The following is an 18,882-nucleotide window of genomic DNA, read 5'->3' as shown; positions in this document are numbered from 1 at the left end:
AGCGCCGCTTGACGTCGCGTCCAGCCGGCGTATGTATGCCCCGCGCCACCGTGGCGCAGATGGAGGTTCAGGAGTCACCGAATGGCGAGCATGGCGAACAAGCCCAGTGTCTTCATCGACGGCGAGGCCGGCACGACCGGGCTCGGCATCCGCGAGCGCCTGCGCGCGGTGCCCGGCATCGAGGTCAGGAGCGTCCCCGCCGAGCGACGAAAGGACCCTGAGGCGCGCCGTGCCGTGATGGCCGAGGTCGACGTCGTGGTGCTGTGCCTGCCCGACGACGCCGCGCGCGAGGCCGTCGCCATCGCCGACTCCCTGGGCGAGAGGGCGCCGCGCGTGCTCGACGCCAGCACCGCGCACCGCGTCGCGCCGGGCTGGGTGTTCGGATTTCCCGAGCTGACCCGCGCGCAGCCGGCCGCGATCCGCGCCGCCCGCAAGGTCGCCAACCCCGGCTGCTACCCGTCCGGCGGCATCGCGCTGGTGCGGCCGCTGGTCGATTCAGGCCTCATGCCCAAGGACTACCCGTTGATCGTGCAGGCCGTCAGCGGCTACAGCGGCGGCGGCAAGAGCATGATCGAGGCCTTCGAGGCCGGCACGGCGCCGTCGTTCGAGGTCTATGGCCTGCGCCTTGAGCACAAGCACGTGCCCGAGCTGCAGCTCTACAGCGGGCTCACGCGCCGGCCGATCTTCGTGCCGTCGGTGGGCAACTACCGCCAGGGCATGATCGTCGACGTGCCGCTGCATCTCGACACGCTGACCGGCAAGCCCACGGCACGCGATATCGAGGCCGTGCTGGCCGCGCACTACCGCGGCAGCGCGCGCATCAGCGTCGTGGCGGTGAACAGCGCCGACAAGGCCAGCGACCGGCTCGAGCCCGAGGCGCTCAACGAGACCGACCGCATGGAGCTGCGCGTCCACAGCAACGAGAAATACGGCCAGGTGATCCTCTCGGCGCGCCTGGACAATCTCGGCAAGGGTGCCTCGGGCGCCGCCGTGCAGAACCTCGAGGTCATGCTCGACCTGGCGGCGTGATTTCTGGAAGTCGGCGCTCCCAAAGAAACAAAAAGGGCGCCCCGCGGGGCGCCCTTTCGTTTGGCCTGGTCTGATCGCATCCGATCAGCGCTTCGAGAACTGGAAGCTGCGGCGGGCGCCGGCCTTGCCGTACTTCTTGCGCTCGACCACGCGCGGGTCGCGGGTGAGGAAGCCGCCATGCTTCAGCGGCGGGCGCAGCTCCGGCTCGTACTTGGTGAGCGCCTGCGAGATGCCGTGGCGCACCGCGCCGGCCTGGCCCGACAGGCCGCCGCCGGTGACGGTGGCGACGACGTCGTACTGGTCGACGCGGCCGGCGACCTGGAACGGCTGCTGGATGATCATGCGCTGCGTCGGACGCGCGAAATAGATCACCTGCTCCTTGCCGTTGACGGTGACCTTGCCGGTGCCCGGCTTCACCCAGACGCGGGCCACCGCGTTCTTGCGGCGGCCGGTGGCGTAGGCGCGGCCCTGGGCGTCGACTTCCTTGGTGCGCTGCACCGGCTCCTGCGTCGCGTTCAGCGCGGCGAGGTTGGTCGCGGCCTTGCGCAGGCCGGCCGCGGGCGTGGGTTCGGTTGCCATGGTTACGCGGCCCTCACGTTCTTGCGGTTCATCGCCGCGATATCGAGCTTGGTCGGCTGCTGCGCCTCGTGCGGGTGCGCCGCCCCCTTGAAGACGCGCAGGTTCTTCATCTGCTGGCGCTGCAGCGGCCCGCGCGTGATCATGCGCTCGACCGCCTTCTCGATGACGCGCTCGGGATACTTGCCGCCCAGCCGCTGCCCCATGGTGGCTTCCTTGATGCCGCCGGGGTAGCCGGTGTGCCAGTAGAAGACCTTGTCACGCAGCTTGTTGCCGGTGACGCGCACCTTCTCGGCGTTGATCACGATGATGTTCTCGCCGCAATCGACGTGCGGCGTGTAGGTCGGCAGGTGCTTGCCGCGCAGGCGGGTGGCGATGATCGTGGCCAGCCGTCCGAGCACCAGCCCGTCGGCATCGATCAACACCCACTTCTTCTGCACGTCGGCAGGCTTGAGGTTGAAGGTTTTCATGGATCCGATCCGAAAAAACATGCGGGCGCCCCGCAGGCCGCCCGACCGGCGCGCTCATTACGGCCCGGCGCCCGGCCTGTCAAGCGACTCCGTCCCGATCACGGCAAGACAGGCCCACAGAATCAAGGGATTATGGGTGGGGTGTTATTTTACCCCATTTTTGCAGACGAAATGGCATAGGTCACGGTCGCCTGCGCCACCGGCTCGGGCGAACCGTCGGACAGCAGCGCGAACTCGGTCACCGCCAGCCGGCGCCCCAGCTTCAGCAGGCGCCCCTCGCCGATCAGGTCGCGCCTGCCATCGCCGGCGCGCAGGAAGTTCATGTTGAGGCTGCTGGTGACGGCCATCGCCACCGGCCCGATCTGGGCCAGGATCAGCAGGTAGGCGCCGCAATCGGCCATCCACATCAGGGTCGGGCCCGAGACGATGCCGCCGGGGCGCAGTTGCTGATCGCCGATTGGCATGCGCAGCCGGATCGACGTCGCATCGACATGCTCGATCTGCAGGCCCAGGTGCCTGGCTTGGGGAAAGGACGTGTCGAGAAACTGCAGCAGTTGCGGCCCGCTCATCAGCGGCATCATCGCCTCGTTCGCGCTTGCAAGGGGGCGCGACCCTACCCGGCGAAAGCTGCTGCAACAACGGGCCTCTGGACGCCATCGCGCGCAAGCCCCCTCAAGCGCGATGGCGTCCAGTCCCTCCCCCTGCCGATCCCTCGTCCAGAGGACATCCTTATCCCATCATTTAATGTGGGAGTCAATAAAAATTAACCGCATAAAATCATTGTATTTCATGAAGTTATTTAACTTTCATAATCTAATTTATCAGTTTAATTCCTTTATATAACAATGCCAGACCAGGTCCGGTTGCGGTCGCGACGGCTGGCGCCGGACCGATGCCTCGATTCCTTTCGACGACCAATCATTCCTCTCAATTTTTAGATTGTTAAAATCGTTTATCTTATTGAATATGCTTAATTAACTGTCAGAATCTCACTCTGTCGATTTTGTCGCGACCGCACGCTGGCAGCGCGGCTGCGAGCCGGCCTATAGTGCGGCGCTATCGTCGGAGTTCCGCCTATGACCGCCGCCCCTACAGCGACCGTGACCACCCAGGCACCCCAGGCCAACGAGCCGGTGCTGCTGCGCGAGAACCATGGCCGCGTCGCCGTGCTCACGCTCAACCGGCCGCAGGCCATGAACGCGCTCTCCAGCGAGCTGATCGCGGCGCTGGACGCCGAGTTCGACCGGCTGATGAGCGACAAGACCGTGCGTGTCGTGGTGATCCAGGCCAATGGGCGCGCCTTCTCCGCCGGGCACGACCTGCGCGAGATCCGCTCCAGCACCGAATACGCGTTCCACTTCGACCTGGTCACGAAGTGCAGCGCCATGATGATGAAGATCCGCAGGCTGCCGCAGCCGGTGATCGCCAAGGTTCATGCCGTGGCCACGGCCGCCGGCTGCCAGCTGGTGGCGGCCTGCGACCTGGCCGTGGCCTCCGGCGAGGCCAAGTTCGCGACCCCGGGCGTGCATATCGGCCTGTTCTGCGGCACGCCTTCGGTGCCGCTGGGCCGCAACATCGGCTCCAAGCGGGCGCTCGACATGCTGTTCACCGGCGAGCCGGTGAGCGCCGAGACAGCCCTGCGCGACGGCCTGGTGAGCCGGGTGGTGCCGGCCGCCGAGCTCGATGCCGCCACCATGGCGCTGGCGCAGCACATCGCCACCAAGTCGCCGCTGGTGCTGGCGCAGGGCAAGGAGCTGTTCCACAAGCACATGGAGATGGACCTGGAGCAGGCTTATGCCTACGCCAGCACGTTCATGGCCGGCGGCATGATGCGACAGGATGCCAGGATCGGCATCGATGCCTTCGTCAACAAGAAGCCGCAGCCCGACTGGACGGGCCGCTGAGACATCGCACACAGAGCCGCATCATGGATGGTTCCCCTGCCCCCACCGCCACGGCCGCCGCACCGGCGATCGACCACGACCGCTATGACGATGCCTATCTGCGCCGCATCCTGCGCGACGTGAAGACGATCGCCATGGTCGGCGCGTCGACCAACTGGAACCGCCCCAGCTACTTCGCCATGAAGTACCTGCTGGACAAGGGCTTCAAGATCTATCCGGTCAATCCCGGCGCCGTCGGCCAGAAGATCCTGGGCCAGACCGTCCACGCCAGCCTCGAGGACCTGCCCGAGACCGTCGACATGGTCGACATCTTCCGCAACACCGAGGCCGCCGGCCCGATCACCGACGCCGCGATCGCGCATGGCGCCAAGGTGGTGTGGATGCAGATCGCCGTGCGCAACGACGCGGCGGCGCGGCGCGCCGAGGCGGCCGGCCTGCGGGTGGTGATGAACCGTTGTCCCAAGATCGAGCACAGCCGCCTGATCGGCACCCTGGAGTGGCACGGCATCGCCAGCGGCGTGATCTCCAGCAAGAAGCGGCGGCTGTAGGATCCCGGGCCGAATGCGGCCGCCTCATGTCTTTGGGTCGGGCCGCGGCGCTCCAGCGCCGCTCATGTGTCCGGCGCTGCGCGCCGGATGCGGCGCTGGAGCGCCGCGGCCCGGCCTCATGAGCCTCAGCGCTGGGTGAGGCGCTGGACCTCGCGTTCGACGATGCGCTCGACCATCGGCGGCAGGTTCTTCTCCAGCCACTCGCGCAGCAGCGGGCGCAGCATCTCCTGCACCACGTCCTCCATCGAGCGGCCGCCAGCGGACGCCGCCGCCGGCGCGACCGGCGGCCTCGCCTCCTCCACGGCGCGGGCCAGGCGATCCATGGCCGAGGAGATCGGGTTGCTTGCCATGGGCCCCGCCCCGGCGGCAGGCGCCGGCGCGCTGCCGGGATCGGGCGCCTCGATCAGGTCGGTCAGCAGCAGCACGTCGTCGTGACGGCCGGGCTTGCCGTTGGGCCGCATGGCACCCGCGGTGGCGGCAGCGGACGAAGCGGCCGGCCCCGGCGCGCCGGGCGATGGCGTCGCCGACTGCGCCTTGGCGGCCGCGGCCGCGCGCCCTGCATCCTCATGGATGATGCGGCGGATGGATGACAGGATATCATCCATCGACGGGTCCCGATGCGCCTTGCTATCGTTCATCCACTACACCCTCGCCGCGGTTCCGACGGTCAATTCCCCAGGCCGATCCAGGAATCGCGCACGTTCTTGTAATATCTCTCTTCGTCGTAGTACTCGACCGGCAGGCGCAGCTGGCGGGCGGTGAGCTGGCCGATCTCGGCCAGCAGCGCATAGTGGCTGACCACGAGGTCGCGGCGCGCCGAGACCAGCGTCACCTGGGCGTCGAGCAGCTCCTGCTCGGCGTTCAGGACGTCCAGCGTCGTGCGCGAGCCGACCTGCGCTTCCTGCCGCACGCCGTCGAGCGCCACCTGCGAGGCGCGCACCTGAGCGCCGATCGACTGCACCCGTGCCCGCGCCGCCTCGAGCTGGCGGAAGGCGCGGATCACGAACTCGGCCGACAGCCGCCGGGCGCTGTCGAGCTCGTTCTGGCGCTGGCCGTGGAACTGCTTGGCGGCGCGCACCCGGCTGTATTCGGCACCGCTCTGGTACAGCGGCACCGACAGCTGGCCGCGGATGGCGTAGGAAAACAGGTGGTCGTTGCGGATTTGCTGGTCGAAGGAGCGCGACACCGAGCCCACCACCTGCAGCGTCGGCAGCAGGTCGCCGATGGCGCTGTCGATGGCGTAGTTGGCGCTCGTCACCCGGTACTTGGCCGCCACCACGCGCGGAGCGTACTCCAGCCCCAGCGCCACCGCCTGGTCCTCGGTGCCGGGCACCGTGTTCACCAGCGATGCTTCCTGCAGCTGCGCCCCCGGCCGCATCCCCACCACCCGCTGGTAGGTGGCGCGCGAGTTCGCCGCCTGGGCGTCGGCCGCGATCAGGTCGGACTGCGAGCGCGCCAGCCGCGATTCGGCCTGGGCCACGTCGGTGCGCGTCAGCTCGCCGACGCGGAAGCGGGCGTTGGTCGCGGCCAGCTGCTCCTGCAGCACCCGCACGTTGTTGCGCCGCAGCAGCACCGTCGCATCGTCGCGCACCACGTCGCTGTAGGACGTGACGGCGCCCAGCAGCACGTTCTGCTCGCGGTTCACCAGATCGGCGCGCTCGGCCTGCACGTCGGCCTCGGCGCCGCGCGTGGCCGCCACCGTCTTGCCGCCGCGGAACAGCGGCTGGGTCACGGTCAGCGCATAGGCCCGCGGCCGCAGATCCTGCTCGCGCGGCGAGCGCAGCGAGCTGTTCTGCTTGTTGACGCCGTAATCGCCCTGGCCGCGGATCACCGGCCGCCAGCCGGCCAGCGCCTGGTTCACGGTCTCGTCGACCTGCCGCAGCCGCGCGCGCTGTCCCAGCAGCTCGGGGTTGGAATTGTAGGTCGATACGAACGTCTCGGTCAGAGACTGTCCCCAGGCGCCGCCCGCCGGCAGCGCGGCGGCCGCGGTCAGCAGCCAAGGCGCCAGGCTGCGAACGACCCGAGAAACGCCAGTACGCGAACGCATCGAAGGCTCCCCTTGCCGACGGCCCCCAACTCCCGCTCGATCAGGCGCCGAGCGGCGAGCCGCGCGCCGCCCGTGATCGGACGCGCCGGCACACCCATCCTAGCATCGAGGTCCGGCCGCGCGGTAGCGCCGAATGCCCGCCGGGGCCGTCCTGTGCCGGCGCCACGCCGCGGCCGGCTCGGGCTAGAACACGAACCGGGGTGGCGCCTCGAAGCCCGGCAGGGCCGGCGTGCCGGCGTCGAAGATCGGCCGTGACGAGAAGGTGCCGCCGACCTTGCGGCCCAGATGCGCCTGCCCGGGATAGCCGGGCCGGCCCGAGCCGACGATGGCCGCCAGGCGGCCCTCTTCCGCCACGAGCTGCGCCAGGCTGTCGGGCAGCGCCGGCACCGCGCCTTCGACCAGGATCACGTCGTACGGCCCGCCGGCGGCGTGGCCGCCGGCCAGTGGCCCTTCGACGACGGTGACGTTGCCGGCGCCCAGGCTCGACAGCAGGGAGCGGGCCCGCTTGGCCAGTCCGGGGTCGGATTCCAGGGCCACCACGGACTTCACGATGCGCGCCAGGACGGCGGCGCCGTAGCCCGGCCCGGCGCCCACGACCAGCGCCCGGTCCTCGGCCGAGGGCTGCATGATCTGGATCAGGCGCGCCAGCACCATCGGTTCCATCAGGTAGCGGTCGCCGCCCAGCGGCACGGCCTCGTCGACATAGGCGATGGTGGCGCGCGCGTCGGGCAGGAAGCGCTCGCGCGGCAGCTCGGCCAGAGCCTCCAGCAGGCCCGGGTGCACGATCTGGTTGGGCCGTAGCTGGCCTTCCACCATGTTGCGGCGGGCAAGGGCGAAATCGATGGTCATGGGGACTCGAGCGGCAGCGAAAAAAGACGCGGCGGTTATAAACGCGGGCGGGACAGCGGGCAACGGCTTGACCCTGCCCGCGGCAACCCCTTATACCCCGCAGGCCAAAGCGCCGGCCCGATGGCAGAATGGCTATGCAGAGGACTGCAAATCCTTTTATGTCGGTTCGATTCCGGCTCGGGCCTCCAGCGCTTGCGGCAGTGGGTGGACGGCAACGGAAAAACCCCTTGCAACGTCCGGCGGCGTCTGCAAAAAGCCGCCCTCGCGATCGGCGCCACACCGGTCGGGATCGGTGATCCGGAGTAGCTCAGTGGTAGAGCAGGCGGCTGTTAACCGCCGGGTCGGGGGTTCGAATCCCTCCTCCGGAGCCATTTCCATGAAATCAACAAAATCAAACACTTAGGACGTTCCCAGTCTTCTCGTTGCGCCGTCTGTAGTCTCAAGGACCGCTGAGCCTCCGCCTTCAGACCGGCATCAACGAGATAGAGTAAGTGTTCTCCGCCGGTGGCGGGGCCAACTGGCGAGAACAGCAGGTCATCGCCTCCATACTAGGCTTGTCGTATGAGTTCGGTTCGTCGGTCAGTCGGGCTATGTGAAGCAGCGTGTCGGCCCACAACGCATCTTGGACAATCCTGAAAAAGAGCGGTGCGGCTTCATTGAGGAGATCAACGCGACTCTGCCGCTTCCCGTATAGTTCGACATATTCCTCCCACTTCACATGTAGCCAAAGACCTCCTGCCAAAGAGCGTCGAACAGCACACCCAATGGCTCCCCATGCGACGGACACGTTCCTCCCTCGCTTCCTCGGCTGTGAAGTCCCTTCCTGACATCGCCCTTTCTCCAGCACCCACATGCTAGCCATCAGGCCAGCCTCAGCGTTGCGCTGCCGGCGCACGATCTGGATGTTCTCGTAGATGATCGGTGAGGCTCCAGCTGACAACACGATCAATCGGAAACTCGCGAGATAAGTCACCCCTTCCAATAACCTCTTCTCGCGTGACAAAATCGAAAGCATCGAGCACTTCGACTTCGAAGCTGTACTCTAGCTGTTTGATCAAACCTTCATACGCAGCGCGGACAGCGCAGATCAAAAGCGAGTCAACAACGTCGCTGTTATCCGCATCCTCACCGCCCTTTCGACGCCTCGTAGCGTGCCTTGTTCTCGGCGTTGGGCGGATAGAGCCCGGGCAGCGATGCGCCGGCTTCGACCTCCTGCATGATCCAGGCCTCGAGCTGCTCCTGCTCGGGGCCGAGCGCGACCACCTCGTCGACCAGCGCGGCCGGGATCAGCACCGCGCCGTCGTCATCCACGACGATGACGTCGTTGGGATACACCGCCACGCCGCCGCAGGCGATCGGCTCCTGCCAGTTCACGAAGGTCAGGCCCGCGACCGAGGGCGGCGCGGCCGCGCCCTGGCACCACACCGGCAGGCCCGTGGCCAGCACGCCCGCCATGTCGCGCACGACGCCGTCGGTGATCAGCGCCGCGACGCCCTTCTGGGCCATGCGCGCGCACAGGATGTCGCCGAAGATGCCGGCGTCGGTGACGCCCATCGCGTCGACCACCGCGATGCAGCCCGCGGGCATCGCCTCGATGGCGGCGCGCGTCGACTTCGGCGAGGACCAGGATTCCGGCGTCGCCAGGTCCTCGCGCGCTGGCACGAAGCGCAGGGTGAAGGCACGGCCGACGAGGCGCGGCTGACCCGCGCGGATCGGCCGCGTGCCCCTGATCCAGACGTTGCGCAACCCCTTCTTGAGCAGGATCGTGGTGATGGTGGCCGTCGTGATCTTGGAGAGCGTCGCGACGATCTTGGCGTCATCGGTCATGTGGCGCACGCCTCTGTCTGGGATGGGAAGCCGGATGCTCGCGACCAGGCTGCGGTCGCGCGCAGGCCGCAGGCCACGACGAGGTTGTCGTAGATGCGCCGCGCCATGGCGTGCATCTGCGGCATCAGCGGATAGGAGGTGGCCAGCAGCCGGCGATAGGCATCCGGGCCGAGATGGCGCTCGAGAAAGGCGATCGGGGCCGGCGCCGACGCCCAACCCGCCAGCGTCTGCGGCGAGCACTCGCAGTGGAACTGCGTGCCGATGGCATGCGCGCCGATGGCGACGCTCTGCACCGCTGCCCGCTCGGACGCGGCCAGCACGGCCGCCCCCGGCGGCGCGCGCTTCACCTCGGCCAGGTGGAACTGCATGACCGGCTGCCTCGGCGCCAGGCCGGCCAGCAGCGGGTGATGCCGGCCCGTGTCGGTGAGCGCGATGTCGAAAACCCCGACCTCGGGAGTGCCGGAAGGCGCCACCTCGCCGCCCAGCGCATCGCACAGCAGCTGGTGGCCGAGGCAGACGCCGATATAGGGCCTGGCGCGGTCCTGCACCCATTCCCGGATCGCCTGCTTTTCGGCCACCAGCCAGGGGTGGTCGGCCTCCTGCCAGGCATCCTGCGTGCCGCCCAGGACGAACATCAGGTCGTAAGGCGCCAGGCTCGGGATCGCCTCGCCGTCCCACAGCCGCACGACATGCGGAAGAATGCCGTCCTCGGCGAAGAAATCGAGAAACCGTCCCGGGTGGTCGCCGACCATGTGCTGCAGCACGAGAGCCTGTTTCACGCCGTCACCTCCGCGGGGCACATCCTGGCACGCAGGTCTCGCAGGCGCCACGCCCTGACCGCCCGGCACCTGCGCGGCTGGGTCGAGACGCGGCCATAGGCCGCCGGCGGCACCCGCATTCCCTCTTGTGGCCGACTCCGGTGGTGTCATCCTTGCGCGACAGGACTGGCCTCAGGCGAGGATGACGATCATGGCCAACACGGTGATGGCGCAGATCGCGGGCAAGGATGGCTTCATCGCTGCGCTCGACCAGAGTGGCGGATCGACCCCCGGCGCCCTGCGCCTCTACGGCATCGCGGACAGCGCTTACAAGGGCGACACCGAGATGTTCAGGCTCATGCACGAGATGCGCGTGCGCATCATGACCGCGCCGGCCTTCAGCGGCGCGAAGGTCATCGCCGCCATCCTGTTCGAGGGCACGATGGACGGCCAGGCGCAGGGAAGATCCGTGCCGGCCTTCCTCCGGGAGGCGCGCGGCATCGTCCCCTTCCTCAAGGTCGACAAGGGCCTCGAGCCTGAGGCCGATGGCGTCAGCCTGATGAAGCCGATGCCGGCGCTCGACGCCCTGCTCGCCCGGGCGGTGACGCTCGGCATCTTCGGCACCAAGATGCGCTCGGTGATCAACCTGCCCGCAACCGAAGGCATCGCCGCGGTGGTGGCGCAGCAGTTCGACGTGGCCGACCGGATCGCCGCCCATGGGCTGATGCCCATCATCGAGCCGGAAGTCTCGATCACGAGCCCGGACAAGGCTGCGGCGGAAGCCATCCTCCGTTCGGAATTGACCAGGAAGCTCGATGCCCTGCCGGAGGGCCGCCGGGTGATGCTCAAGCTGACGATCCCGGACGTTCCGGATTTCTATTCACCGCTGGTGAGGCACCCGCGCGTGGCCAGGGTCGTCGCGCTGTCCGGCGGTTACACGCGGGCCGAGGCCTGCAAACGCCTTGCCGTCCACCACGGCGTGATCGCGAGCTTCTCGCGGGCGCTGGTCGAGGACCTCAGGCACGCGATGAGCGACATGGTGTTTGACGCGACGCTGGCAAGGTCCATCGACGAGATCTACCGGGCATCGACCGTGAAAGGCTGACCTCCCGGGTTGCCAGCGCATCGAGGCGGCAGCGAGCACGTGACGCCGGACGAGGACTGGCGGCCGCGGCGCGCGCTTGCGCTTGCGTCATTCCACTGCGTCATTCCACTGCGTCATTCCACGAAGCGCGCCAGTTGCGCCAGCGACAGCCGCGCGCCGGCGTCGTTGTCCTCGGGACGCAGGCCCGGCGGCAGGTTCTCGAACGACAAGGTGACTGCCGTGCCGTCCGGCACCGGGTCCAGGGTCACGGTCATCGTCATCCCGCCGGCGAAGGCGGGATCGGCGGTGACGAAGCGCACGGCCTGCACGATCCGATGCGGCGGCGCCAGCGCCATGAACCGCACGTCGACCATGTCCTCCTTGTCCGCGGTCTTGCCGTGGAAGGCCTGCTCGTCGGGCGGATAGAACAGCGACATCCGGTAGCCGCCGCCGACCCGCGCGTCGAACGCGTGCATCCTGGCCGTCATCTGCGCCGGCGGCAGCCAGGCCATGAGCGCGGCCGCATCCATGAACGCGGCATACACCGCCTCAGGCCGCGCCTTGATGACCTGCGACGTGCGTGTCGACGCCCCGGTCCGGGCCGCCGGTGTCACGCGGCTTGCAGCAGCTGCGCCAGCGGCGCCCGCGTGATGACGCTGGGCTCCTCGTTGACGTCGAAGTAGCGGATCGAGACGTCGCTGCCGCCGCCCTCGGCCAGGCGCGTCGCCAGCACGCCGTCGCCCCAGGCCTTGGCGCTGTCCAGGTTCTCGAACAGGTAGATGCCGCCGCGCGTGTTGCTGGCGCTGTCCTCGATCCACACCTTCCACAGCAGCCCCGGCAGCTTGGCGATCGCCTTCGCCGACTCGATCCTGTCCTGCGGCGCCTGGCGGCTCTGCTTGTCGCTGGGCGTGTAGTTGACCTGAAGAATCACGGGCATGGTGTCCTCCTGCTCCGGCTCGCATCAGCGATAGCGCCGCTGGCGTGCCGCTGGCAAACAAGTTTTGTTGACGCCTTGTCAGCCTGCGGCCTGCCTGCCGTGGGGCAGGACCGCCCCTACCACCGCGCCAGGAAGCCGCCGTCGACCACCAGCTCGGTGCCGGTGATGTAGCGCGCCTCGTCGCTGGCCAGGAACAGCACGGCGCGGGCGATGTCCTCGGGCGCCCCGACATGGCCCAGCGGGATCTGCCGCACCATCGCCGCCTTGGTCGAGTCGACCGAGCGGCCCTGGCGCGCCAGCGCCTCGAAGGTCTTCTCCAGCGCCGGCGTCTGGATCATGCCCGGCGCCACGGCGTTGACGCGGATCTTGTGCGGCATCTCGGCAAACCGCATCGCCGCCGAGCGCGTGGCCGAGATCACCGCCGACTTGGCGGCGGCGTAGGCGACGTTGTGGGTCGAGCCGCGATAGGCCGCGACGCTGGCGATGTTCACGATGGCGCCGCCGGCGCGCATCTGCGCGCCGGCCGTCTTCATGCCGTAGAACACGCCGTCGGTGGTGACGCGGAAGGCCTGGCCCCAGGTCTCGTCGGGCATGGTGTCGACCGCGCCCGCCTTGCCCGAGTAGGCGCAATTGACCAGGATATCGAGCCCGCCGAAGCGCTCGACCGTGGCATCCACCACCGCCCGCCAGCTCGCGGCATCACCGGCATCCAGCCGCATGAAATGCGCAGCGCCGCCATCGGCCCTGATCGATTCGGCCACCGACGGCCCGCGCCGCTCGCTGATGTCGGCGACCACGACCTGTGCGCCCTCCAGCGCGAGCACCCGGCAGGTCGCAGCCCCGATGCCGCTTGCCCCGCCGGTCACGATCGCGACCTTCCCCTCGACCCGTTTCATGCTGATCTCCCGGTATCGGATTCTTGTGAGAAGACTTCACCGCCAAGGACGTCCGGCGGGATCGGCGGCGGCGCGTGAAAACGCCGCCGGATATCACCGCTACCTCGCCTCGCCGAAGAACAGGTTCGGGAAGTAGAGGGCGATCTCGGGGAGCATGATCAGGATCAGCACGCCAACGAGGGTCACCAGCACGTAGGGAATGACCGACAGGTAGATGTCGTGCATCGTCACTTCGGGAGGCGCCACGGCCTTGAGGTAAAACAGGTTGAAGCCGAACGGCGGCGTCATGTAGCCGATCTCCATCATGATGATGAAAATCACGCCGAACCAGATCGGATCCCAGCCATAGGCCTTCACCACCGGCAGGAATACCGGCAGCGTGATCAGCATGATTCCTACCGGATCGAGCACCATGCCGAGCAGCAGCAGCACGAGAAGCATGAACGCGAGCGCGCCCCACTGACCGCCGGGGATCAGCGTCATCAGATGGTTCATCAGATCGTTGGCGCCCAGCGTCGTATAAGCGGTCGAGAAGGCGTGCGCCGCGAACAGGATCCACATGATGAGCGCAGTCAGCCGCAGGGTCTGCATCGCGGCATCGTTGAGGACTGCGAACGAGAGCTTGCGATGGACGGCCGACGACACCAGCGCGCCGAACACGCCGAGCGCGGCCGCCTCGGTCGGCGTCGCGAAGCCGCCGAAGATCGCGCCCAGCACGAGCATGACGATGAAGAGCGGCAGGAACACCGCCTTGAGCGACTTGATCTTCAGGCTCCAGTCGCCGCGCTCCTCGACCGGCAGGGCGGGCGCGAGCGAGGGCTGCAGCCAGGCGCGCACGCCGATATAGATCGACACCAGCACGAACAGCAGGATGCCCGGGCCGATGCCCGATGCGAACAGCCGCCCCACCGAGACCTCGGTCAGCAAGGCATACAGGACCATCAGGATCGAGGGCGGGATCAGGATGCCCCAGCCGCCGCCGCAATTGATCGCGCCCACCGCAAGCTGCTTGTCATAGCCGCGCTCGAGCATGCGCGGCAGCGCGATGGTCCCCATCGTCACGACCGCGGCGCCGCTGATGCCGCTCATGGCCGCGAAGATCGCACAGATCGCGACGGTGCCGATCGCCAACCCGCCCCGGATCGAGCCGAACCAGACATGCATCATCCGGTAGAGATCCTGCGCCACGCCGGATTTCTCGAGCAGCATCGCCATGTAGACATACATGGGAATGGCGATGAGGGTGAAGCTCATCATCGAGTCCCAGAACTTGGACGCGACGATGTAGAACCCGACAGGCCCCATCGTGAAGAACAGGAAGATGACGGAAATGCCCCCAAGGGTGAAAACCAGGGGGGTGCCGATGAACAGGAAGAGGACGAGTGAGCCGAAGAAGAGAAGCGTGATGAGTTCGACAGGCACGATCAATCTTCCCGTTCAATGAGAGGGCTCGTCGTTGGCTTGCTTGCCGAACACATCCGGATCATTCTCGATGCCCATCACCGTGCGGATATCCGAGGCGATGCGCACGAAGGCCTGGAGCAGCAGCAGGACGCCGGCGACCGGGATCGCGACCTTGACCGGCCAGATCTGCGGATCCCAGATGCTGGAGGATGTCTCGAGCTTGGCGGCAGACTCCCAGGCCATGTCGGTGCCCTGCCAGATCAGCACCGCAAGGAACAGAAAGAGCAGGAACGACGTGGCCAGATCGATCTTCGCTTTCCGCACGGCGCTATATCGGCCGTAGATGATATCGACGTTGACATGCGCCCGCTCGACCAGCAGATAGCCGCCGGCGATGACCGCATAGACTCCGAAGATCAGCTGAGCCAGCTCGGCAGTCCAGATCGCCGCGCTGCCGACCACGTAGCGCATGATGACATCGGCCATCAGCAGGGCGAACATCGGCATGATCAGCCATGCGGCAATCCGGGCGCACCATTTGTTGATGGAGGTGATCGTCCTGGCAAGCTTCAGCATCCGGCCCTCGTCCCTGCTTGACCGATCATCCGCCGGGCGCGAACGTCCTCGCATCCACCCGCGGAACAGCGGTTGAAGTCGATGGCCCCGGCCAGCGCATTCGGCCGGGGCCGAGGCCACTAGACGTAGCCGAGATCCGACATCAACCCGGTCAGGGCCTTGGTACCCTTGGCTGCGATGTCTCCCTTCGCTCCTTCCTTCTTCAGGATCGCCTGGGAGGCATCGGCAAACTTCTTGAGCACCTCATCCGGGAACTGAACCACCTCGACACCCATCTTCGCCTTGCCGGTGGTCAAGGCGAGCGCCTCCTGGTGCAGGTACTCGACCGAACGGAGGAAGTAGCGCTCCTCGACCAGAGACACGAATTGCAGCCTCAGATCCGCAGGAAGCTTGTCGAGCGCCGCGACGTTCACGATGTAGGTGTCGTTGGCGAAGCCGAGCGCTGGCTTCATGTGATACTTTGCGACTTCCCAGAACTTCATCGACAACGCGCCGATCGCGGCACCCCAATGCGCGCCATCGACCACGCCGGTGGAGATAGCCTGGTAGATCTCGGGTCCCGCGACCTGCTGCGGCGATGCGCCGGCCGCGGCGAGATATTCCAGCATGGTGCCGGCGGAACGAACCTTGAGCGCGCTGAAATCCGCCAGCGACGTGACTTTCTTCTTCAGCACGAGCTCGGTCGGATAGGCTTTGTCGCCCATGACGACGACGCCCTTGGGCTTCAGCTCGTCATTCACCATCTTCTCGATGCCGAGATTCTTGGTGAGATGCATCATCTCCCAGGACTCGCGCAACGTTCCCGGAACGCCGTAGAACAGCCCCATCGCCTGCGCTTCGCCGAGAATATAGCCCGGGGAGATCGTCCCCATCGGCACGACGCCGCGACGCACGACGTTGTAGATCTCACGATCCTTGGCGATCTCGCCGGCACCGTACATTTCGAGCTTGAAGCGGCCTGCGGTGCGTTCTTCCAGCTGCTTCGCCAGAGCGCCCAGGCTGTCGTTGAACGAGCCGGATGCCTTGGGCCAGTGCGACTGCACCTTCCAGGTCACCTTCGCTTCCGCCCGCGCGCTGCCGATGACGGCCGGCGCCACCGCAAGCGCAACTGAAGCCTTGAGAAGGTTGCGCCGCACCGCGGCCTTCGTTGTCACAGACATCCGGTCCACCCCTCATCTTTGTTTCATCATGCGACCGACCATGGAACATTCGGCATGGTGACGCAACCATCGCCGAGGCGCGTCATCTTGGCGCGTCGTAGAGGTCGCCGCGTCGTAGAGATCCTGGAGAGAGCGCGAAAATCATTCTCTGTGCTTCCTCTGCAGCGCCGTGGTGAATCGCTCTTCGTCACGCCGCAGCAGGCGGCCGCGCCATGCGCGCTTCGCGCAGGGCGCTGCGGCGCACCTTGCCGGCCTCGTCGCGCAGGAAGTCGTCCACGAGCTCGAAGGAGCGCGGCACCTTGTAGCGGACCAGCCGCGTCTCGAGCCAGGCGCGCAGGTCGTCGGCGCTGACGCGCTCGCGCGCCTCGGGCGTGAGCTGCACCAGCGCATGCACGCGGTGCCCGAGATCCTCGTCGGGCAACCCTATCACCACGCTGGAGCTGACGTCGGGATGCGCGTCGAGCGCCGCCTCGACCTCGGCCGGGTAGACGTTGGCGCCGCCCGACACGATCAGGTCGGTGCGCCTATCGACGATGTACAGATAGTCGTCGGCGTCGACATAGCCCATGTCGCCGATCGACTCCCAGTCGTCCAGCGACTTGGCGTCGGCGCCGATGTAGTGGTAGGTCGAGCCGCGCCCGCCGTCGGGCAGGAAGAAGATCTCGCCGACCTCGCCCGGCGCGCAGTCCTTGCCGTTCTCGCCCACCACGCGCAGCCGCGAGCCGGGCTGGATGCGGCCCACCGAGCCCTTGTGCGCCAGCCATTCCGTGCCGCTGATCACCGTCGCGCCCTGGCGCTCGGTACCGCCATAGAGTTCGAAGATGCGCTCGGCCCCCAGCCAGCCGATCCACTGCTCCTTCAGCCACATTGGGCATGCCGAGGCCATGTGGAACACCACCCGCAGGCTGCCGAGGTCGGGCGCCGTGCGCTGCTCCTGCGGCAGCCGCCAGATGCGGTGCATCATCGTGGGCACGAAGTTGACCCACTGCACGCGATGCCGCGCGATCAGCTCCAGCGCCCGCAGCGGATCGAAGCGGTCCATGTTCACCACATGGCCGCCGCCGAACAGCCCGGCATGCATCAGGCTGAAGGGCGCGTTGTGGTAGAGCGGCCCGGGGTTGAGCAGAACGTCGCCGGGCTGCTGTCCCAGCAGGCCGACCGCCGGATCCCAGACGCCGGGATTGTGGTCGACGATGATCTTGGGCCGTCCGGTCGAGCCGCCGCTGCTCATCGCCTTCCAGTAGGGCGCCACCTTGGGCGGCAGCGCCGCATCCGACAGGCTTGGATCGGGCGTGTGTCCCGCCGGCAGCACCTGCCATCCCGGCAGGCGTCCCGGGTCGGGGCCGACCACCAGGCGCGGCTGCACCAGCTCGACGATGGCGCGCAGCTCGGCGTCCGGCAGGCGCGAGGACACGACGTTGGGCGTCGCGCCCAGCTTCCAGATCGCAAACGATGTCTCGTAGAACTCGACGCCGTTGGGCAGCGCGATGGTGACGAAGTCGCCCTCGCTCACGCCGCTTGCCGCGAACAGCCGCGCCCGCCGGTTGGCCCGCGCCTCCAGCTCGCGCCAGCTCACGCTCACCTCGTCCTGGGTCACCGCCGCGCGCTCGGGGTCATGCGCCGCATGATGCGCCGGCAGGCTGCCCATGGGGATCACGTTGCCGACCGCCTGCTGCAGGGCGGACAGGTCGACGCCGGTGCCTGTTTCGGACATCGTGCTCTCCCGGGTGCGTTTCCGTGCTTGCCGCTAAATTCTACCGTCTGGTCGATAAAATCAATGGATTTTGTTCGGCCCTCCCGCCCCTCCTGTCATCCCGAGCGCAGCGAGGGATCTCCTGCGGCAAAGGCGCACCGTGCCATGCGCGGGAGATCCCTCGCTGCGCTCGGGATGACAGGAGGTCCATATCGCGTGGGGAGGAAACAAGAATGTCTACCGTTCCAACCGCGGCTTCAGCCCGGTGCGGAACAGCCGCACGAATTCCTCGCCGATCTCGCTCGGGTTGCTGGGCCCGTCCGGATCGTACCAGTAGGTGATCCAGTTCAGGGCGCCGTACATGGCGAACGCCGCCATCCTGGGATCGCAGGGCGCGATCGAGCCGTCACGGATGCCCTCGGCCACGATATCCCGCAGCACATGCGTGGCTTCGCGCAGGCCCTGGCGGTACTTGCGCAGCTCGGCCTCGGCGCCGCCGACGTCGCGGACGGTCATCACCAGGCACTTGCCGTAGTCCGTGGAGATCGCCTCGGCGTAGCTCCTGACGAACAGCTCGACCTTCTCGCGCCCGTTCTTGCGGCTGTCGGATGCCGCCTGGATCACCTTGGTGATGCCGCCCCAGACCCGGGCGCGGCACTCGGCCAGGATCTCGTCCTTGTTCTGCACGTAATAGTAGATGGTGGGCTTGGTGACATTCAGCGCGGCGGCGATATCGTTCAGCGTCGTGTTGCGATATCCCTTCTCCTGGAACAGCCGCGCGGCGGTGGCGATCACCGCCTCGCGCTTGATGTCGTAGGCCGGCGCGCGGCGGCGCCGGCCGGGCCGCCACAGGGGCGTTGCCGACTGTCCCCTCGATTCTTCCGATTCCATCTGTCCTCGTGCGCTCGCAAGCCCCCCGCCCGGACTATATAGGATCGCGTGCCGAAAAGGAGGCTGGATTCTAACGACCGGACGGTCCAATTCCGCCCTGCGCACATTGAAGGATTCGACGCTTCGCTGTAAGGGCAGATCATGACCATCGCCAAACGCGATTCGCAAGGAGGCGCGCATTTCCGAACCGGCCTCGCCGTGGGGTGAAAAGCCCCGCAAGCACCAGTCGAAGT

Annotated in this window: 21 protein-coding genes and 2 tRNA genes; 6 read left to right on the top strand and 17 right to left on the bottom strand. The window is 67.3% G+C overall.

The genetic code is table 11. The features are described 5' to 3' along the window. The first annotated feature begins 81 nt into the window (after nt 1-81). A complete protein-coding gene (gene argC / locus FHP25_RS04305) occupies nt 82-1,029 on the top strand; it encodes an N-acetyl-gamma-glutamyl-phosphate reductase (protein ID WP_147845661.1) in 948 nt (315 codons plus the stop codon). A gap of 84 nt (nt 1,030-1,113) precedes the next feature. Here the strand turns inward: argC and rpsI are convergent, their stop codons facing one another. The 3 genes from rpsI to FHP25_RS04290 all read right to left on the bottom strand — a co-directional run bounded on the left by rpsI (nt 1,114) and on the right by FHP25_RS04290 (nt 2,644). Beyond that, on the bottom strand, nt 1,114-1,608 hold the full coding sequence (gene rpsI / locus FHP25_RS04300) for a 30S ribosomal protein S9 (protein ID WP_147845660.1): 495 nt from the start codon (nt 1,606-1,608) through the stop codon (nt 1,114-1,116). Between the two features lie 2 nt (nt 1,609-1,610). Continuing rightward, nucleotides 1,611-2,075, bottom strand: coding sequence for a 50S ribosomal protein L13 (gene rplM, locus FHP25_RS04295; protein ID WP_147845659.1), 465 nt, complete (start codon nt 2,073-2,075; stop codon nt 1,611-1,613). Between the two features lie 149 nt (nt 2,076-2,224). After that, the gene (locus FHP25_RS04290; RefSeq protein ID WP_218578163.1) at nt 2,225-2,644 is read right to left on the bottom strand and encodes a PaaI family thioesterase; all 420 of its coding nucleotides are present in this window, start codon (nt 2,642-2,644) and stop codon (nt 2,225-2,227) included. Nucleotides 2,645-3,151: 507 nt separating this feature from the next. Here FHP25_RS04290 and FHP25_RS04285 point away from each other — a divergent pair. After that, a complete protein-coding gene (locus FHP25_RS04285) occupies nt 3,152-3,979 on the top strand; it encodes an enoyl-CoA hydratase (RefSeq protein WP_147845657.1) in 828 nt (275 codons plus the stop codon). A 68-nt stretch (nt 3,980-4,047) separates the two neighbouring features. Then, nucleotides 4,048-4,527: a CoA-binding protein gene (locus tag FHP25_RS04280; RefSeq protein ID WP_231712199.1), complete on the top strand. Its 480-nt coding sequence runs from the start codon at nt 4,048-4,050 to the stop codon at nt 4,525-4,527. A gap of 125 nt (nt 4,528-4,652) precedes the next feature. On the opposite strand, the gene FHP25_RS04275 is transcribed toward FHP25_RS04280, so the two are convergent. The 3 genes from FHP25_RS04275 to FHP25_RS04265 all read right to left on the bottom strand — a co-directional run bounded on the left by FHP25_RS04275 (nt 4,653) and on the right by FHP25_RS04265 (nt 7,423). Beyond that, nucleotides 4,653-5,165, bottom strand: a complete 513-nt coding sequence (locus FHP25_RS04275) for a DUF2497 domain-containing protein (protein ID WP_147845655.1) — start codon at nt 5,163-5,165, stop codon at nt 4,653-4,655. A 29-nt stretch (nt 5,166-5,194) separates the two neighbouring features. After that, entirely contained in the window at nt 5,195-6,574 is a 1,380-nt protein-coding gene (locus FHP25_RS04270) for a TolC family outer membrane protein (RefSeq protein ID WP_147845654.1), read from the bottom strand. A 183-nt stretch (nt 6,575-6,757) separates the two neighbouring features. After that, nucleotides 6,758-7,423, bottom strand: a complete 666-nt coding sequence (locus tag FHP25_RS04265; protein ID WP_147845653.1) for a protein-L-isoaspartate O-methyltransferase family protein — start codon at nt 7,421-7,423, stop codon at nt 6,758-6,760. A gap of 114 nt (nt 7,424-7,537) precedes the next feature. Here FHP25_RS04265 and FHP25_RS04260 point away from each other — a divergent pair. Both FHP25_RS04260 and FHP25_RS04255 read left to right on the top strand, forming a co-directional pair. Further along, nucleotides 7,538-7,611: transfer RNA gene (locus FHP25_RS04260), tRNA-Cys, on the top strand. Nucleotides 7,612-7,719: 108 nt separating this feature from the next. Next, a tRNA-Asn gene (locus FHP25_RS04255) sits at nt 7,720-7,794 on the top strand. Between the two features lie 92 nt (nt 7,795-7,886). Here the strand turns inward: FHP25_RS04255 and FHP25_RS42555 are convergent. From FHP25_RS42555 to FHP25_RS04245, 3 genes are all read right to left on the bottom strand, one after another. After that, a complete protein-coding gene (locus FHP25_RS42555; RefSeq protein ID WP_408068516.1) occupies nt 7,887-8,276 on the bottom strand; it encodes an AbiU2 domain-containing protein in 390 nt (129 codons plus the stop codon). 272 nt (nt 8,277-8,548) lie between these two features. After that, complete coding sequence (locus FHP25_RS04250; RefSeq protein ID WP_147845652.1) at nt 8,549-9,250, bottom strand: ribonuclease activity regulator RraA; 702 nt, start codon at nt 9,248-9,250, stop codon at nt 8,549-8,551. Next, complete coding sequence (locus tag FHP25_RS04245; protein WP_178133283.1) at nt 9,247-10,029, bottom strand: type 1 glutamine amidotransferase; 783 nt, start codon at nt 10,027-10,029, stop codon at nt 9,247-9,249. The genes FHP25_RS04250 and FHP25_RS04245 overlap by 4 nt, the downstream gene beginning before the upstream one ends. A gap of 190 nt (nt 10,030-10,219) precedes the next feature. Between FHP25_RS04245 and FHP25_RS04240 the strand changes: the two genes are divergently transcribed. Next, the gene (locus tag FHP25_RS04240; protein WP_147845650.1) at nt 10,220-11,113 is read left to right on the top strand and encodes a fructose bisphosphate aldolase; all 894 of its coding nucleotides are present in this window, start codon (nt 10,220-10,222) and stop codon (nt 11,111-11,113) included. 113 nt (nt 11,114-11,226) lie between these two features. Here FHP25_RS04240 and FHP25_RS04235 read toward each other — a convergent pair whose 3' ends face one another. The 8 genes from FHP25_RS04235 to FHP25_RS04200 all read right to left on the bottom strand — a co-directional run bounded on the left by FHP25_RS04235 (nt 11,227) and on the right by FHP25_RS04200 (nt 18,649). After that, the gene (locus FHP25_RS04235; RefSeq protein WP_147845649.1) at nt 11,227-11,706 is read right to left on the bottom strand and encodes an SRPBCC domain-containing protein; all 480 of its coding nucleotides are present in this window, start codon (nt 11,704-11,706) and stop codon (nt 11,227-11,229) included. Then, nucleotides 11,703-12,029, bottom strand: a complete 327-nt coding sequence (locus FHP25_RS04230) for a YdhR family protein (RefSeq protein WP_147845648.1) — start codon at nt 12,027-12,029, stop codon at nt 11,703-11,705. Before FHP25_RS04230 ends, FHP25_RS04235 begins: the two co-directional genes overlap by 4 nt. Before the next feature lie 116 nt (nt 12,030-12,145). Continuing rightward, entirely contained in the window at nt 12,146-12,925 is a 780-nt protein-coding gene (locus FHP25_RS04225) for an SDR family NAD(P)-dependent oxidoreductase (protein ID WP_147845647.1), read from the bottom strand. Between the two features lie 99 nt (nt 12,926-13,024). Continuing rightward, entirely contained in the window at nt 13,025-14,347 is a 1,323-nt protein-coding gene (locus FHP25_RS04220) for a TRAP transporter large permease (protein WP_147845646.1), read from the bottom strand. Between the two features lie 15 nt (nt 14,348-14,362). Further along, nucleotides 14,363-14,905: a TRAP transporter small permease subunit gene (locus tag FHP25_RS04215; RefSeq protein ID WP_147845686.1), complete on the bottom strand. Its 543-nt coding sequence runs from the start codon at nt 14,903-14,905 to the stop codon at nt 14,363-14,365. A gap of 119 nt (nt 14,906-15,024) precedes the next feature. Beyond that, nucleotides 15,025-16,065, bottom strand: coding sequence for a TRAP transporter substrate-binding protein DctP (gene dctP / locus FHP25_RS04210; protein ID WP_147845645.1), 1,041 nt, complete (start codon nt 16,063-16,065; stop codon nt 15,025-15,027). Nucleotides 16,066-16,252: 187 nt separating this feature from the next. Continuing rightward, nucleotides 16,253-17,779 carry an AMP-binding protein gene (locus FHP25_RS04205; RefSeq protein ID WP_218578162.1) on the bottom strand — a complete coding sequence of 509 codons (1,527 nt, stop codon included), beginning with the start codon at nt 17,777-17,779 and terminating at the stop codon, nt 16,253-16,255. Nucleotides 17,780-17,995: 216 nt separating this feature from the next. Continuing rightward, complete coding sequence (locus tag FHP25_RS04200; RefSeq protein WP_178133282.1) at nt 17,996-18,649, bottom strand: TetR/AcrR family transcriptional regulator; 654 nt, start codon at nt 18,647-18,649, stop codon at nt 17,996-17,998. Nucleotides 18,650-18,882 lie beyond the last annotated feature (233 nt).

Origin of the sequence: Vineibacter terrae (assembly GCF_008039615.1) — a bacterium.
Taxonomy (GTDB): Bacteria; Pseudomonadota; Alphaproteobacteria; order Reyranellales; family Reyranellaceae; genus Vineibacter; species Vineibacter terrae.
The sequence above is the reverse complement of the archived record's forward strand: the minus strand, read 5'-3'. Positions and strand labels throughout refer to the sequence as shown.

Coding starts and splice junctions, on each gene's coding strand:
- argC (WP_147845661.1), top strand. CDS start 82: ATGGCGAGCATGGCGAACAAGCCCAGTGTCTTCATCGACGGCGAGGCC.
- rpsI (WP_147845660.1), bottom strand. CDS start 1,608: ATGGCAACCGAACCCACGCCCGCGGCCGGCCTGCGCAAGGCCGCGACC.
- rplM (WP_147845659.1), bottom strand. CDS start 2,075: ATGAAAACCTTCAACCTCAAGCCTGCCGACGTGCAGAAGAAGTGGGTG.
- FHP25_RS04290 (WP_218578163.1), bottom strand. CDS start 2,644: ATGAGCGGGCCGCAACTGCTGCAGTTTCTCGACACGTCCTTTCCCCAA.
- FHP25_RS04285 (WP_147845657.1), top strand. CDS start 3,152: ATGACCGCCGCCCCTACAGCGACCGTGACCACCCAGGCACCCCAGGCC.
- FHP25_RS04275 (WP_147845655.1), bottom strand. CDS start 5,165: ATGAACGATAGCAAGGCGCATCGGGACCCGTCGATGGATGATATCCTG.
- FHP25_RS04270 (WP_147845654.1), bottom strand. CDS start 6,574: ATGCGTTCGCGTACTGGCGTTTCTCGGGTCGTTCGCAGCCTGGCGCCT.
- FHP25_RS04265 (WP_147845653.1), bottom strand. CDS start 7,423: ATGACCATCGATTTCGCCCTTGCCCGCCGCAACATGGTGGAAGGCCAG.
- FHP25_RS42555 (WP_408068516.1), bottom strand. CDS start 8,276: ATGTGGGTGCTGGAGAAAGGGCGATGTCAGGAAGGGACTTCACAGCCG.
- FHP25_RS04250 (WP_147845652.1), bottom strand. CDS start 9,250: ATGACCGATGACGCCAAGATCGTCGCGACGCTCTCCAAGATCACGACG.
- FHP25_RS04240 (WP_147845650.1), top strand. CDS start 10,220: ATGGCCAACACGGTGATGGCGCAGATCGCGGGCAAGGATGGCTTCATC.
- FHP25_RS04230 (WP_147845648.1), bottom strand. CDS start 12,029: ATGCCCGTGATTCTTCAGGTCAACTACACGCCCAGCGACAAGCAGAGC.
- FHP25_RS04225 (WP_147845647.1), bottom strand. CDS start 12,925: ATGAAACGGGTCGAGGGGAAGGTCGCGATCGTGACCGGCGGGGCAAGC.
- FHP25_RS04215 (WP_147845686.1), bottom strand. CDS start 14,905: ATGCTGAAGCTTGCCAGGACGATCACCTCCATCAACAAATGGTGCGCC.
- dctP (WP_147845645.1), bottom strand. CDS start 16,065: ATGTCTGTGACAACGAAGGCCGCGGTGCGGCGCAACCTTCTCAAGGCT.
- FHP25_RS04205 (WP_218578162.1), bottom strand. CDS start 17,779: ATGTCCGAAACAGGCACCGGCGTCGACCTGTCCGCCCTGCAGCAGGCG.
- FHP25_RS04200 (WP_178133282.1), bottom strand. CDS start 18,649: ATGGAATCGGAAGAATCGAGGGGACAGTCGGCAACGCCCCTGTGGCGG.